Below are 14,236 nucleotides of genomic sequence, written 5' to 3'. Positions count from 1 at the left end.
CCATTTGACCGCCAGCTCCCCCATCGACGATCTGTTCGGCGCGCCACCCGCAACCACCGATGGCGTGGCCGCCGAACCAGGCAAGTCCGCTCCGAAAACCAAACGTTCACCCACCCGCCAGGGCGTGCTGCCAGCTACGGTCTCACCCGAAGTGGCCGAGCTGGCGCAACGCCTGCCGCGCGGCCTGCGCATCGGCACTTCGTCGTGGTCGTATCCGGGGTGGGACGGGCTGGTGTATGGGGGCGAATATTCCGAATCCATGCTCGCGCGCAAAGGCCTGGCTGCTTATGCCCGCCACCCGCTGCTGCGCACGGTCAGCATTGATCGCGGTTTCTATTCACCGATTCCGCTCGCGGACTACGTTGCCTATGCGGCCAGCGTGCCGGAAGATTTCCGCTTTGCAGTCAAGGCAACTTCCGCCGTATGCGATGCGTGGATTCGGGAATCGGACGGGCGCGGCCGCATGGCCAATCCCGCCTTCCTGAATGCTGAATTTGCGATTCGCGATTTTGTCGAGCCCGCCACCCGCGGGCTTGGCATGCGGTGCGGGCCGCTGGTGTTTCAGCTCTCGCCGCTGGGCGCGCTGGCCGAAGATGCCGCCGGCTTTGTGGAACGGCTTGAGGCGTTCCTGACCGCCCTGCCGCCGCTCGATCCACAACTCAATCCCGATGCCGTCTACGCGGTGGAATTGCGCGACGCCACGCTGCTCACGCCACGCTTGATCAAGATGCTGCGCGCAGCAGGCGTGCGTTATTGCGTCGGCCTGCATGAGCGGATGCCGGCGGCGGACCGGCAAGCCGCCGCCGTTGCATTGCTGGATGAGGGCGCGGGCGGCCCGCTGGTGGTGCGCTGGAACCTGAACAGCCGCTATCGCTATGCACAAGCCGAAGCGGCGTACAAACCGTTCAACAAGCTCGTCGATGAAGACCCGTTCTCGCGCGAAACGTTGGCCGACATGGCAGTCGCCGCGCTGGCGGCCGGGCGCAAGGTGACGATCCTGGTCAGCAACAAGGCGGAAGGATCGTCCCCGTTGTCGTGCATCAAGCTGGCCGAGGCCATTGCCGCGCGCCTTCCCGCGAACGCAGCGTAGCCTCGGCGCCCTCTCCTAGCCCTGCAGGCGGTGCGCGAACTGCTTGCGGAACTTCGCCACCTTGGGCGAGATCACGAACGCGCAGTAGCCTTGCGCCGGGTGATCGCGGAAGTAATTCTGGTGCTCATCTTCCGCGCGCCAGAAGGTCACCTTGCCGTCAGCGGCATCCACCAGTTCCGTCACGATGGGCGCTTCAAAGATGTCGCTGGCGCCGAGTTCGGCAACGGCCGTCCGCGCCGTCGCCAGTTGTCCGGCCGTTTGGGCAAAGATGGCTGAACGGTATTGCGGGCCGACATCGTTGCCCTGGCGGTCCACGGTGGTCGGGTCGTGAATGGCGAAGAAGATGTCGAGAATCTCGCGATATGGGATCACGGCCGGGTCGAATGTCACCGCTACGACTTCAGCGTGACCAGTGTTGCCGTTGCATACGGCACGGTAACTTGGGTGATCGACATGGCCGCCGGCGTAGCCGGACACCACGCTGTGCACGCCTTGCACCTGCTGGAACACAGCCTCCAGACACCAGAAGCAGCCTCCGCCCAGGACGGCGGTTTCAAGGGCGCGTTGTTCAGTCATTCGAGTTCTCCTGCAATTGATTGAGCTGCCATTGGTCGGCCGAAGGCCCTCATCCTGACACAGGCACCATCATGTGATCGCAGAACCACGCAAAGCCCTACCCCGACGCGGCCTATCGGACGTCCGTTACAATTGACTATTACTTTCGGTAGTTTTCATGGACCAACACGGAGCCATTCCCATGGATGCGCGCGCCCCGGAATCCTCAGCGCGCGAGGCGTCGTCACATCGACGCCCACATGGCCGCGCCACCCCGCCCGATTTTGACGCCGCGCACTTCCGGCGTGCGCTCTCCCAGTTTGCTACTGGGGTGACGGTGGTCACCACGCGCTCGGAAGGTCGGCCAGGTACGCCGGCGTTCGTCGGCGTGACGGCCAGCTCGTTCAATTCGGTGTCGCTGGACCCGCCGCTGGTCCTGTGGAGCCTGGGCACGCAGGCCAACTCATTTCCGCTGTTCCACGCCGGCTCGCACTACGTCATCAATATCCTGGCGGCCGAGCAGTTGGACCTGTGCAAGCGCTTCGCCACGCTCAAGGGCGACCGCTTTGCCAATATCGACTACCGCCTGAGCCCGACCGGTCTGCCGATTCTCGCGCAATCGCTGGCGTGGTTCGAGTGCCATAACCGCAGCCGATATGACGAAGGCGACCACGTCATCTTCGTGGGTGAAGTCGAGCGCTGCGGCGTGATCGACGCGGATGGCGCGCCGCTGGTGTTCCATCGCGGCGCGTTTTCGTCGCTCACGCACATCGGCGACTGACGCCCCGCCCGCATCACGTGGAAGTCGCTGCCTTCTGCGGCGCCTCCGCTTCGATGCCCCAATCCCCGAATTCGTACCAGTCGTCGCCCAGCAGTTCAGCGGGGTGCTGCGTACGGCCCGAGCCGTTGCCGCAGCCAAGGGCGTCGGTGGAGCAATACTTGTCGCAGCCCCAGCAGATGCGCTCGGGGTGCACAGGATGCAGCGGAAACTTCTTGGCCATGGCCCGCTCCGGTCGGCAACACAGGGCCACTATCCGCGCATGCTTGCAGTAGGGGATTGATTCTCGTCAGAAACTCCGGCGCTAGCGTCTACTTTGCCTTCCCGCGCTTGCCCGCCGCCCCGCCCTCCAGCGGGCGCACGCCACGCGCTTCCATTAGCAGCGCCAAGCCGCCATCGCGGTCCTTGATGGTACGCAGGACGATATTCGAGCGGATGTCCATCACGCCGGGCGTCTTGTACAGCCGCTCGATGATGAACTCCGAGTAGTGCTGCAGGTTTGGCGCCTGCACCCGCAGGATGTAGTTGCAATCCCCGGTGATGATGTAGGCGGCCACGATCTCGGGCCAGCTCTGCACGGCAGCCATGAAGGTCTCGTGCCAGCCCGTCACGTCCTGGCGCATCGACACCTGCACGATGGCTTCCAGTTCCAGCCCGAGTGCCGCGCGCCCCAGTTGCGCCCGATAGCCTGTGATGGCGCCGCCCTCTTCCAGCATCCGCACGCGTCGCAGGCAGGCCGACGGCGACAGCGCCACGCGCTCGGCCAGGTCCTGGTTACTGATGCGGCCGTCTTCCTGCAATACCTGCAGAATGCGCAGATCGGTGGTATCGAGTTGCATCTGTCGTCGTTATTTGCGTGCTTTCTTTAATAAGTTGCATTTTATGCGAATACAGCGGAACCACACGCACGATTATGCAAACCCATTGCGCGTGGATTTCCCTATCATTCCGGCACGGATTCACCGATCTTCTTGCCCTGGAGCCGCCTTGGAACGCACTTTGTGGGACATCAGCCCCGCGCTTTCGCCCGCCACGCCCACCTGGCCCGGCGACACGCCGTTTTCGCAGGAAATTGCGTGGAAGTTGGAAGGCGACTGCCCGGTCAACGTCGGACGCATCACGCTCTCGCCGCACACGGGGGCGCATGCCGATGCGCCGCTGCACTACCGCGCCGACGGCGCTGCCATCGGGCACGTGTCGCTGGACGCTTACCTCGGCACATGCCGCGTCATCCACTGCGTTGGCGTAGCGCGCGTCGAGCCGGAACACGTGCGTGAAGCGCTGACCGATACTCCGCCGCGCGTGCTGTTGCGCACGTACGCACACATGCCGCAGACCGCGTGGGACGACCACTTTGCCGCCGTCGCGCCCGAAACCATCGCGCTGCTGGCTGCCCACGGCGTCAAGCTCATCGGCGTCGACACCGCCTCGCTCGACCCGCAAACCTCCAAGACCATGGACGCGCACCACGCCGTCGGCAAGCACGGCCTCGCCATCCTGGAAGGACTGGTGCTCGACGACGTCCCTGCCGGCGATTACGAGCTGATCGCCCTGCCCCTCAAGTTCGCCACCCTCGATGCAAGCCCGGTGCGCGCCGTGCTGCGCAGCCTGCCCTGATCGATACATCGACAGAACACCAACCGCTTTTTTCGCCCCGCATTCACATGACCATCACCCGCAACTCCTGCCTCGAACGCGACGCGGCCGATCCGATCGGCTCGCTGCGCGACGCCTTTGCGCTGCCCGACGGCGTGATCTATCTGGACGGCAACTCGCTCGGTGCACGCCCGAAAGCTGCCCTTGCCCGCGCGCAGGAAGTCGTCGCCAGCGAATGGGGCGATGGCCTCATCCGCAGCTGGAACCAGGCCGGCTGGTTTGAACTGCCGCGCCGCCTGGGCAACAAACTGGCCCCGCTGATCGGTGCGCGCGAAGACGAAGTCGTCGTCACAGACACCACGTCGATCAACCTATTCAAGGTGCTGGCTGCGGCGATTCGCGTGCAGCGCGAAGACGCGCCCGACCGCAAGATCATCGTGTCGGAAACGCACAATTTCCCGACCGACCTGTACATCGCTGAAGGACTGGCCGACCTGCTGCGCGACGGCTACAAGCTGCGCCTGATCGACTCGCCGGAAGAACTGGAAGGGGCGCTCGGCGACGACGTCGCGGTCACCATGCTCACACACGTGAACTACAAGAGCGGGCACATGTACGACATGGCCACCGTCTCGGCACTGGCGCACCAGCACGGCGCGCTGGCCATCTGGGATCTGGCGCATTCGGCCGGCGCGGTGCCCGTCGACCTCCACGCAGGCGGCGCGGATTACGCCATCGGCTGCACCTACAAATACCTGAACGGCGGCCCCGGTTCGCCCGCCTTCGTGTGGGTGGCACCGGCACTGCGCGAGCGCTTCTGGCAGCCGCTGTCGGGCTGGTGGGGCCATGCTCGGCCCTTTGCGATGGAGTCGCGCTATGACGCTGACGCCGGCATCGGCCGCTTCCTGTGCGGCACGCAGCCGATCACGTCGATGGCGATGGTGGAATGCGGGCTCGACATCTTCGCGCAGACGTCGATGGCCGCCCTGCGCGCCAAATCGCTTGCGCTGACCGATCTCTTCATCACGCTGGTGGAAACGCGCTGTGCAGGCTTTCCGCTCACGCTCGTCACGCCGCGCGACCACGCCATCCGCGGCAGCCACGTCAGCTACGAACACCCCAACGGCTATGCCGTGGTGCAGGCACTGATCGCGCGCGGCGTGATCGGTGACTACCGCGAGCCGCGCATCATGCGCTTCGGTTTCACGCCGCTGTACACAAGCTTTGCCGATGTGTGGGATGCGGTGGAAATTCTGCGCGATGTGCTGGAAACCAGCGCATGGAAATCGACCCAATTCAACGAACGTACGCTGGTGACCTGAGATGTCGAACCCAATTGAACCGACCAAGCCCGCAGCATCGGGCTGCCCCATGCATGCCGCCCAGGGCGAAGGCTGGCATGACGCCCAGCTCGATTTCTCGAAATCGATGAGCTACGGCGACTACCTCGCACTCGACCAGATCCTGAACGCGCAGCACCCGCGCTCGCCCGATCACAACGAGATGCTGTTCATCGTCCAGCATCAGACGACAGAGCTGTGGATGAAGCTGATGTTGCACGAGCTGCGTGCCGCGCGGGATTGCGTGCGCAATGACAACCTGCCGCCCGCATTCAAGATGCTGGCGCGCGTGTCGCGCATCATGGATCAGCTGGTGCAGGCGTGGAACGTGCTCGCAACGATGACGCCGCCGGAGTACTCCGCCATGCGTCCGCACCTGGGGCAATCATCGGGCTTCCAGTCGTATCAGTATCGCGAGATCGAGTTCATTCTCGGCAACAAGAACGCGGCGATGCTCAAGCCGCACGCGCATCGCACCGAGCATTACGAGCAGGTCAAGACTGCGTTGGAAGCGCCATCGCTGTACGACGAGGCGGTGCGTTACATGGCGCGTCACGGCTTTGCGTTCGACGCGGATTGCATCGAGCGTGACTGGTCGCGCCCGGTCACCTACAACGCTTCGGTGGAAGCAGCGTGGCTGGAGGTCTACCGCGACCCGACGCACCACTGGGAGCTGTACGAACTGGCCGAGAAGTTCGTCGATCTGGAAGACGCGTTCCGGCAATGGCGCTTCCGGCATGTGACCACGGTTGAGCGCGTGATTGGCTTCAAGCGTGGCACGGGTGGCACCGAGGGCGTCGGTTACCTGCGGAAGATGCTGGATGTGGTGTTGTTTCCGGAGCTTTGGAAGCTGCGCACGGATCTTTGACCTGCGCAGCTCAGGCTGGCTCGACCACTTGGCCGAGCCTTGCCGCGAACTCTCTCAGCGCAGGGGCCAGCTCGTCGCGAATGCGCTCTGCGTCGGCGGCCGTGTACGGCGCGCTGCAACTCACCACGTAAGGCTCGCGCTGGCTCGGCGCGAAAAACGCCACCGCACACGCGTGGATGGCTGGATGCCAGTCGCGCAGGGATACGGCGTAACCATTGCGTATGGCGGCTTTCACTGCGTCATCTGCAGCGGCACCTTCTGCCGCCCACTGCGCTGGCTGTTGCGTGCGCAATGCTTCGTACAGACGCTCACGCCGCGCTGCGGGCAACGAAGCCAGATAGGCTCGTCCCATCGAACTCGACAGCAGCGACAGCCGCGAGCCCACGCCCAGCCCCGACGACCCGCTCATCGAGGGGCTGTCGTGACGGATCGTCTCCAGGTACACCATGTCCAGCCGATCTCGCTTGCCCAGCGAAATCGATACACCAAAGCGCTGTGCAAACGCGCTCATGTGCGGGCGCGCGAGCTGGATCACGTCGCTCGATGCCAGATACGCAAATCCGAGCGCCAGGACACCGGCGTCCAGCCCGTACTTGCCGAGCGCATCGTCGTAACGCAGGTAGCCGAGCGACACCAGCGTGCCGGCCAACCGGCTGACGGTGGCTTTGGGAAAGCCCGTGCGCCGGACGAATTCCTGGTTGCCTAGCAGCGTGTCACCAGGGCGGAATGCGCGCAGCAGTTCCAGTCCGCGCGCGAGCGCCGTGACGAAATTCGGATCGCTCGACTCGGCGGGCGCGGTGTCGAATTCGGGATCGGGGAGACGGGTTGTGCTCATGGCAAAAAAGCCCTGGAAATCGTCGGTGGTTGCGCTATGATAGCTCTAAATTTCGAAACTGTGTTCCGTATGTCGGAACAACAAAGACTCGGAGACTACCGCTGTGACTGCTCGCAATGCCTTCAATTGGGCCGACCCCCTGCTGCTCGACCAACAACTGACCGACGACGAGCGCATGGTGCGCGACGCCGCAGCGTCGTACTGCCACGACAAGCTGATGCCGCGCGTGCTGGAGTCGTTCCGGCATGAGAAGACCGACGCGTCGATCTTTCGTGAGATGGGCGAGCTGGGCTTGCTGGGCCCGACGATTCCCGAGCAGTACGGCGGCCCCGGCCTGAACTACGTCAGCTACGGCCTGATTGCCCGTGAAGTCGAACGGGTGGATTCGGGCTATCGCTCGATGATGAGCGTGCAGTCGTCGCTGGTGATGGTGCCGATCTACGAATTCGGCAGCGAAGCGCAAAAGCAGAAGTACCTGCCCAAGCTGGCAACCGGCGAGTGGATCGGCTGCTTTGGCTTGACCGAGCCGAACCACGGCTCCGACCCGGCCTCGATGATCACGCGCGCCAAGAAGGTCGACGGCGGCTACTCGCTGTCGGGCGCCAAGATGTGGATCACCAATTCGCCCATCGCCGATGTGTTTGTCGTATGGGGCAAGCTGCCGAACGACAACGGCGAGGACGAAATCCGCGGCTTCATCCTGGAGAAAGGCTGGAAGGGTCTGACGGCACCTGCCATCCACGGCAAGGTCGGCCTGCGTACGTCGATCACCGGTGAAATCGTGCTGGACGAAGTGTTCGTACCGGAAGAGAACCTGATGCCGGGCGTGCGCGGCCTCAAAGGCCCGTTCACGTGCCTGAACTCGGCGCGCTATGGCATTGCGTGGGGCGCGCTGGGCGCTGCAGAAGCTTGCTGGCACATCGCGCGCCAGTACGTGCTCGATCGCAAGCAGTTCGGTCGCCCGCTGGCCGCCAACCAACTGGTGCAGAAGAAGCTGGCCGACATGCAGACCGAAATCACGCTCGGCCTGCAAGGCTGCCTGCGCCTGGGCCGCATGAAAGACGAAGGCACGGCCGCCGTGGAAATCACGTCGATCATGAAGCGCAACTCGTGCGGCAAGTCGCTCGATATCGCCCGCGTGGCGCGCGACATGCTGGGCGGCAACGGCATCTCCGACGAGTTTGGCGTGATCCGCCACGTGGTGAATCTGGAAGTGGTGAACACGTACGAAGGCACGCACGATATCCACGCGCTGATCCTGGGCCGCGCACAAACCGGCATTCAGGCTTTCTTCTGATTGCGCTTTGTTTTTCCGGCGAGTTGGGGCACACTCGTGCACCACTCGCCACACCCGCTGCCGCACCTCTCGCCCGTCCTGGGCACCGTTGTTCTCCTCCCCTCGCGATATACCAATTTGCAAATGACCGGGATACGCCACGCCGCATGAATCGGCGGTAGCGCGCGTCTATGCTTCGGTCCAAGTGTCGGCGGATTGTTGGGCCGCACGCCCCTCACACCGATAGAACGAGCGCGCGGTCCACACGCAGATTGCAGCGCCACGCGACAAAACCAATCGCGAGACAACGGTCTGGAGAATGCCGGCGCGCGTACGCAGGCACCCGTACCGATATCAAAACCAGAACAGGGCACCCTACGCGGACGACCAAGATCGGCCGGCGCGGAGTCCTGCCAGGAGACAAACCCACCATGGCTGAACAGACCATTCCGTCGTCGACGGAACTTGGCGCCGCTGGCATCGCCGACGCGCGTGCCATTGATCGCTACTTCCAGATTTCTGCACGCGGCAGCACGCAAAAGCGCGAGGTCGTGGCCGGCATCACCACATTCATGGCAATGGTCTACGCCGTGTTTGTAGTGCCCGGCATGCTGGGCAAGGCCGGCTTTGATACCAGCGCAGTCTTTGTCGCGGTGTGCCTGACCACCGCCTTTGGTTCGCTGCTGATGGGCCTGTGGGCGAAGCTGCCGATCGCCATCGGCTGTGCAATTTCGCTGACCGCGTTCATGGCCTTCGGCCTGGTGCTTGGGCAAAAGCTGACGCCGGAAATCGCGCTGGGCGCGGTGTTTCTGATGGGTGTGGCCTTCACGGCCATCTCGGCCACGGGCGTGCGCTCCTGGATCCTGCGCAATCTGCCCTCGGGCGTGGCGCATGGCACGGGCATCGGCATCGGCCTGTTCCTGCTGCTGATCGCCTCCAACGACGTCGGTCTGGTGGTCAAAAACGCCGGCGAGGGCCTGCCTGTTGCACTGGGCCACGTCACCGCCTTCCCGGTCATGATGTCGGTGCTGGGTCTGGCCGCTATCTTCGGTATGGAGCGTCGTCGCGTGCCGGGTGGCATCCTGATCGTGATCATCGCCATCTCGATCCTGGGCCTGATCTTTGACCCGGCCGTGAAGTTCACGGGCGTGTTCGCCGTGCCTTCACTCGCCTCTGCAGGTCATGCCTCGCTGATCGGCGCAATGGATATCCGCGGTGCCCTCACCGCCGCCGTGCTGCCGAGCGTGCTGGCGCTCGTGATGACTGCCGTGTTCGATGCCACCGGCACGATCCGCGCCGTGGCCGGCCAAGCCGGTCTGCTCAACGACAAGGGCCACATCATCAACGGCGGCCGCGCCCTCACGGCCGATTCGATCAGCTCGATCTTCTCGGCGTTCTTCGGCGGTGCGCCGGCCGCGGCTTACATCGAGTCGACGGTTGGCGTGGCAGCTGGCGGCAAGACGGGCCTGACGGCTGTCGTGGTGGGCGTGATGTTCCTGGCGGTGATGTTCTTCTCGCCGCTGGCTGGCCTGGTGCCGTCGTACGCAACGGCCCCGGCGCTGATGTATGTCGGCCTGCTGATGCTCTCCAGCGTGAGCAAGCTGCACATGGACGACATGGTTGACGCGCTGTCTGGCCTGGTCTGTGCCGTGTTCATCGTGCTGACCTGCAACATCGTCACCGGCATCATGCTCGGCTTCAGCACGCTGGTGATCGGCCGCCTGGTGGCCGGCGAATGGCGCAAGCTGAACATCGGCACCGTGGCGATTGCCGGTGCGCTGGTGGCCTTCTACGCAGGCGGCTGGGCGATCTGATCGCACACTGACCCGTCTTCACAAAAGACAAACCGGCCAGACCCGAAAGGGCTGGCCGGTTTTGTTTTACCTGAGAACCGGATCAGGATCCGTAGCGAGCGGGCCGAGGTTGGTCCGAGAAGCGCAGCCCTACATGGGTACGGCGAGCATCACAGGGCCAAGATCGGCCCGCCCAGTAGGATCCCGAGCCGGTTCCAACGCAAAAACGCCCGGCACAAGGCCGGGCGGCAATCACACTACCAAGGAGACAGTCACTTGTTGGGCTGCGGCGTCAGGCGCAGATACGGCCGCACCGCCTTGTAGCCCTTCGGGAATTTCTGCTTGAGGACTTCCTCGTCCTTCAACGACGGCACGATGACCACGTCGTCGCCGTCTTGCCAGTTACCCGGCGTGGCCACACTGTGGCTGTCGGTCAACTGCAGCGAGTCGATCACGCGCAGCACTTCATTGAAATTGCGCCCCGTCGAAGCGGGATACGTAATCGTCAGGCGAATCTTCTTGTTCGGATCGATCACGAACAGCGAACGCACAGTGAATGTCTCGCTCGCATTCGGATGAATCATGTCGTACAGCTGTGAAACCTTCCGATCGGGGTCGGCAATGATCGGGAAGTTGACGCTGGTGTTCTGCGTCTCGTTGATGTCGTTGATCCAGCCCTTATGCGACTCGACCGAATCGACCGACAACGCAATCGCCTTGACATTGCGCTTGGCAAATTCGTCCTTCAGCTTGGCGGTCAGGCCCAGTTCGGTGGTGCAGACCGGCGTGTAATCGGCCGGGTGCGAGAAAAGCACGCCCCAACTATTGCCCAGCCACTCATGGAACTTGATGCGGCCTTCACTGGAATCCTGCTCGAAATCAGGGGCGATATCGCCCAAACGTAGAGACATCGTGTCCTCCATACACAGATTGGGAACCACTATAGCCAGATTGCCATCCAACCAAAACGACTATAAATTCACAACAACATCACTTTTCGTCATTAGGCGCGGCATTTGCTGACAACAGGGTGGAAGGCGTGCGCACATTGCCGGACAATGACCGAAGCCTTGATCCATCGCAGTGCGCGCGACGCGAGCGCTTGAAGTTTCGCAGTGCTCACACATATGCTAGCGAATAAGCGCATCGACAGATTGACGATTGAACTACCCCCCCGACACCGAGGACCCGACCATGACGAACACTTCCCCCAACCTGGCCGATTCCGTCAATAAGGAGAAACTGATGACCGACGTGAAGACTGTACTGTCCGACGCTGAAACCCTGCTCAAACAAGCTGCCTCCAGCAGCGGCGAAAAGGCCGCCGAACTGCGCGAGCGTGGCATGGGCATGCTCCGCCAAGCCAAGGAGAAGGCGCAGGATCTGCAAGACGCGGTCGTCCACAAGAGCAAGGCTGCCGCACGCGCCACCGATGACTACGTCCATGATCATCCGTGGCAAGCCGTGGGCGTGGCGGCCGGCGTAGGCCTGCTGATCGGCCTGCTGCTCAACCGCAAGTAACCCGCAGCACCCTTTCTGGCCGATGGCGCGCGCCCTGTGGATCGCGCCATCGGCCAGTTGCATTTTGGGGGCTCCATTCCGGGCATGGCGCGTGCTGGGTCCGCAGTGGCGCCATTGGCCTAGCACCTTTTCCACACCTCATGACCGACGACACCAGCCCAAAGCTGTTCGCTTCCTTGAAGAAACTGGCCGGCACGGTCGTCTCGATGCTGCAGACGCGGCTCGAGCTGGCCAGCGTCGAACTGGCTGAAGAAAAAGAACGGCTACTCGGGACCGCCTTCCTGGGCATGTTGGCCGTGAGCCTCATCGGCCTGTCCATCATGACACTGACGGCGCTGGTGGTCATCCTTTGCTGGGATACGTATCGCTGGCAGTCCCTTGCCGTAATGGCAGCGCTGTATGCGCTGGGCGCGGCGGCGTGCCTGTGGAAGGTACGCTCGCTGCTGCGTAACGCCCCGCCGCTGTTCGAGGCCACGCTGGCCGAGCTCGACAAAGACCGGGAGATCCTGCGCCGATGACCGATCCCACCGAACAAACGCCGTCGCCCGGCCCGTCTATGAACGAACCCGCATCGAGTGCGCGACATCATGTGCGGCCATCACGCCGCGGCGCCGAAACGCGCCTGCCACTGAGCGTCCGCAAGGAACTGCTTCTGACACGCGCCGCGCTGGAGCGCTACGACTACGCTCAAGCCCGCAACGATGTTCATCGCGCCGCCAGCCGTACCTTCAGCCTGGGCGGCCTCGGCGCGTTGCTGCCCAGCGTCATCCGCCCGCTCGCGCGCCCCAATGGCCTGATGCGAGCGCTCGGCATTGCGCGTGAATATCCGCTGGTGGGCACCGCGCTGTCGCTCGCGTATGCAGGATTGCGCCGCACCGTCATCGGCCGGATCACGCGCAAGCTCGGCAAGGTCGGAATCGTGGCCGGAGCGGCTTGGTGGGGTTACAAGAAATGGCAAGATGCACAAGGCGAGCCGGTCAGTACGGCAACGTCTGCATCTAATGCCGATGCGAACGAGATCATTCCGGGCAGCACATCCTGAAAGGGCTTCCCGCGCGTCAAAAAGGCCGGAGCAATCCGGCCTTTCTTGTTTGCGGCAGCGCAATATCAGTGCAGCGGAATCGGATGGCGCATGCGCTCCCAGCGCCGGGCCATGTTCTGGCGCAAACCAGCGAGCCCGTGCGGCTGCTCCGTCGCCTCCACCGCCGCGGAAACCGGTTGCTCTGTCACGTCCGCGTCATGCCCGATGCGCCGCCGGCCATGCCACATGAGCGCGCCGCTGGCGGTCCAGCCGATCACGAACAGCGTGTCACCCACGTGCCGAAGCGAGTCGGGCGACGTACCCGCGTGGAAGATGGCGCCCAGCATATCGGGAGGCAACTCAGCGCAGATCCAGAGAAAAATGGCTGGCGCAGATGCAAAAACTCCCGGCTGCCACCACGGGTGGGCCACTTGCACTTTGTCGGTCTCCATGCCGCCCTCCACCTTTTCTTATAGTGATGTTTCGATCGTATGCCCGGTATGTGCAAATGGCGACCCGCCCGTGGCTGAATGGCATGTCGGATTCGTCCGACATCGGCCACCGGTCAGCGCATTCAGGCTGCTCCGTTTGGGCTAGGGGGCATTCCGCATGGCACGGGGATGGCGTGACGACGCGGCGACGGTACAGTGCCTGCGCAGGCGAGGTCAGGATTACGGCGGAGGAGCCCAGCCTCCGCTCATATGCATAATGCATAAGAGCCGCGCATTGATGCCGTACTGTACGCAACACCCTCGCCCCACCATGCTGGCCGCCTCCCATCTCCAACGCCGCGATGCGCGCACCAGTGTCACGCTGCTGCAACCTGCCACGCTTGCCGTGCAGGCCGGCGATCGCATTGCGCTGGCCGGCCCCTCAGGCGCGGGCGAAAACGAGCTGCTCCAGGAGGCTGTGCGCTACCAGCTCATCCTCATGTTCCTGCTGGCGGCATCTCCGGGGCTGGGCACGGTCGCGGTTGTGCTGCTGGCCTATCGCCGGTTATTCAGCCGCGAGCACCAATCGCTGACCGCACGCATCACGCAACGCTCCGGAGCGAAATGACATGCCGATCGCCCTGTCCTGCGGCCTCGTCCTGCTCAACGAAGATGGCGATGTGCTCCTCGCCCATGCCACCGAGACGCGCCACTGGGACATCCCCAAAGGCGCCCCTGACCCGGGCGAAAACGACCGCGACGCCGCCCTGCGCGAGACGCGCGAGGAAACCGGCCTCGTGCTCGACAGCCACGCACTGATCGAACTCGGCCGTTTCCCCTATCGCCGCGACAAGGAACTGCACCTGTTCGCCACGCGCCTGCGCCGCGCAGAAGTTGCACTCGACACGCTCACGTGCACATCGATGTTCAACAGCTATCACACCGGCAGGCTCATCCCCGAGATGGATGCGTACCGCTGGACCACAGCGGACGAGGTGCCGCAGTATGCGAGCCAATCGCTCACGCGGCTGTTTGCACAGACGTTGACGCTGGCGAGTATTGATGCCCGCCTGGCCGAGGCCGGGCTGTAGACGAACGGGCCCTAAACCGGCACGTCACCTTCAAAGTTCGT

General features: G+C 63.6%; 17 protein-coding genes and 1 pseudogene. 12 read left to right on the top strand and 6 right to left on the bottom strand.

Annotated elements, in window-relative coordinates; translation table 11 throughout:
* Nucleotides 1-4 precede the first annotated feature (4 nt).
* The gene (locus tag ACU8YE_RS00950; protein WP_446927924.1) at nucleotides 5-1,090 is read left to right on the top strand and encodes a DUF72 domain-containing protein; all 1,086 of its coding nucleotides are present in this window, start codon (nucleotides 5-7) and stop codon (nucleotides 1,088-1,090) included.
* Between the two features lie 15 nt (nucleotides 1,091-1,105).
* On the opposite strand, the gene msrA is transcribed toward ACU8YE_RS00950, so the two are convergent.
* The gene (gene msrA, locus ACU8YE_RS00945) at nucleotides 1,106-1,666 is read right to left on the bottom strand and encodes a peptide-methionine (S)-S-oxide reductase MsrA (protein ID WP_322016311.1); all 561 of its coding nucleotides are present in this window, start codon (nucleotides 1,664-1,666) and stop codon (nucleotides 1,106-1,108) included.
* A 181-nt stretch (nucleotides 1,667-1,847) separates the two neighbouring features.
* On the opposite strand from msrA, the gene ACU8YE_RS00940 reads away from it, so the two are divergent.
* Nucleotides 1,848-2,426 carry a flavin reductase family protein gene (locus ACU8YE_RS00940; protein ID WP_232042981.1) on the top strand — a complete coding sequence of 193 codons (579 nt, stop codon included), beginning with the start codon at nucleotides 1,848-1,850 and terminating at the stop codon, nucleotides 2,424-2,426.
* Nucleotides 2,427-2,439: 13 nt separating this feature from the next.
* Here ACU8YE_RS00940 and ACU8YE_RS00935 read toward each other — a convergent pair whose 3' ends face one another.
* Nucleotides 2,440-2,646, bottom strand: a complete 207-nt coding sequence (locus tag ACU8YE_RS00935) for a DUF3079 domain-containing protein (protein ID WP_024976333.1) — start codon at nucleotides 2,644-2,646, stop codon at nucleotides 2,440-2,442.
* Between the two features lie 88 nt (nucleotides 2,647-2,734).
* Nucleotides 2,735-3,262 carry an Lrp/AsnC family transcriptional regulator gene (locus tag ACU8YE_RS00930; protein ID WP_112185510.1) on the bottom strand — a complete coding sequence of 176 codons (528 nt, stop codon included), beginning with the start codon at nucleotides 3,260-3,262 and terminating at the stop codon, nucleotides 2,735-2,737.
* A 148-nt stretch (nucleotides 3,263-3,410) separates the two neighbouring features.
* Here ACU8YE_RS00930 and kynB point away from each other — a divergent pair, with 148 nt between their 5' ends.
* The 3 genes from kynB to kynA are packed head-to-tail and all read left to right on the top strand — an operon-like array spanning nucleotide 3,411 to nucleotide 6,227.
* The gene (gene kynB, locus ACU8YE_RS00925) at nucleotides 3,411-4,040 is read left to right on the top strand and encodes an arylformamidase (protein ID WP_232042236.1); all 630 of its coding nucleotides are present in this window, start codon (nucleotides 3,411-3,413) and stop codon (nucleotides 4,038-4,040) included.
* Between the two features lie 47 nt (nucleotides 4,041-4,087).
* Nucleotides 4,088-5,341: a kynureninase gene (kynU, locus tag ACU8YE_RS00920; RefSeq protein WP_446927923.1), complete on the top strand. Its 1,254-nt coding sequence runs from the start codon at nucleotides 4,088-4,090 to the stop codon at nucleotides 5,339-5,341.
* Nucleotide 5,342: 1 nt separating this feature from the next.
* Nucleotides 5,343-6,227, top strand: a complete 885-nt coding sequence (gene kynA / locus ACU8YE_RS00915; RefSeq protein ID WP_446927922.1) for a tryptophan 2,3-dioxygenase — start codon at nucleotides 5,343-5,345, stop codon at nucleotides 6,225-6,227.
* Nucleotides 6,228-6,237: 10 nt separating this feature from the next.
* Here the strand turns inward: kynA and ACU8YE_RS00910 are convergent, their stop codons facing one another.
* Entirely contained in the window at nucleotides 6,238-7,062 is an 825-nt protein-coding gene (locus ACU8YE_RS00910) for an IclR family transcriptional regulator (RefSeq protein ID WP_260802861.1), read from the bottom strand.
* Between the two features lie 103 nt (nucleotides 7,063-7,165).
* Between ACU8YE_RS00910 and ACU8YE_RS00905 the strand changes: the two genes are divergently transcribed.
* Complete coding sequence (locus ACU8YE_RS00905) at nucleotides 7,166-8,359, top strand: acyl-CoA dehydrogenase (RefSeq protein ID WP_446927921.1); 1,194 nt, start codon at nucleotides 7,166-7,168, stop codon at nucleotides 8,357-8,359.
* A gap of 410 nt (nucleotides 8,360-8,769) precedes the next feature.
* Nucleotides 8,770-10,152 carry an NCS2 family permease gene (locus tag ACU8YE_RS00900; protein WP_446927920.1) on the top strand — a complete coding sequence of 461 codons (1,383 nt, stop codon included), beginning with the start codon at nucleotides 8,770-8,772 and terminating at the stop codon, nucleotides 10,150-10,152.
* A 251-nt stretch (nucleotides 10,153-10,403) separates the two neighbouring features.
* Here the strand turns inward: ACU8YE_RS00900 and ACU8YE_RS00895 are convergent, their stop codons facing one another.
* Nucleotides 10,404-11,042 carry a peroxiredoxin gene (locus ACU8YE_RS00895; RefSeq protein ID WP_024976341.1) on the bottom strand — a complete coding sequence of 213 codons (639 nt, stop codon included), beginning with the start codon at nucleotides 11,040-11,042 and terminating at the stop codon, nucleotides 10,404-10,406.
* Between the two features lie 283 nt (nucleotides 11,043-11,325).
* Between ACU8YE_RS00895 and ACU8YE_RS00890 the strand changes: the two genes are divergently transcribed.
* The 3 genes from ACU8YE_RS00890 to ACU8YE_RS00880 all read left to right on the top strand — a co-directional run bounded on the left by ACU8YE_RS00890 (nucleotide 11,326) and on the right by ACU8YE_RS00880 (nucleotide 12,694).
* Nucleotides 11,326-11,652 (top strand): DUF883 family protein, encoded by a 327-nt coding sequence (locus tag ACU8YE_RS00890; protein WP_009238780.1) that lies wholly within the window; start codon nucleotides 11,326-11,328, stop codon nucleotides 11,650-11,652.
* A 140-nt stretch (nucleotides 11,653-11,792) separates the two neighbouring features.
* On the top strand, nucleotides 11,793-12,170 hold the full coding sequence (locus tag ACU8YE_RS00885; RefSeq protein ID WP_024976342.1) for a phage holin family protein: 378 nt from the start codon (nucleotides 11,793-11,795) through the stop codon (nucleotides 12,168-12,170).
* Complete coding sequence (locus ACU8YE_RS00880) at nucleotides 12,167-12,694, top strand: DUF3318 domain-containing protein (protein WP_316868576.1); 528 nt, start codon at nucleotides 12,167-12,169, stop codon at nucleotides 12,692-12,694. The genes ACU8YE_RS00885 and ACU8YE_RS00880 overlap by 4 nt, the downstream gene beginning before the upstream one ends.
* A gap of 65 nt (nucleotides 12,695-12,759) precedes the next feature.
* On the opposite strand, the gene ACU8YE_RS00875 is transcribed toward ACU8YE_RS00880, so the two are convergent.
* Complete coding sequence (locus tag ACU8YE_RS00875; RefSeq protein ID WP_446927919.1) at nucleotides 12,760-13,125, bottom strand: hypothetical protein; 366 nt, start codon at nucleotides 13,123-13,125, stop codon at nucleotides 12,760-12,762.
* A 451-nt stretch (nucleotides 13,126-13,576) separates the two neighbouring features.
* Between ACU8YE_RS00875 and ACU8YE_RS00870 the strand changes: the two are divergent.
* Both ACU8YE_RS00870 and ACU8YE_RS00865 read left to right on the top strand, forming a co-directional pair.
* Nucleotides 13,577-13,732 (top strand): annotated as a pseudogene (locus tag ACU8YE_RS00870) (ABC transporter permease); the annotation flags it as partial.
* A gap of 1 nt (nucleotide 13,733) precedes the next feature.
* A complete protein-coding gene (locus ACU8YE_RS00865) occupies nucleotides 13,734-14,195 on the top strand; it encodes an NUDIX domain-containing protein (protein WP_232042228.1) in 462 nt (153 codons plus the stop codon).
* Nucleotides 14,196-14,236: the final 41 nt, after the last annotated feature.

Source organism: Ralstonia sp. VS2407, from assembly GCF_052950655.1.
This window is presented reverse-complemented; position numbering and strand designations above follow the sequence as displayed.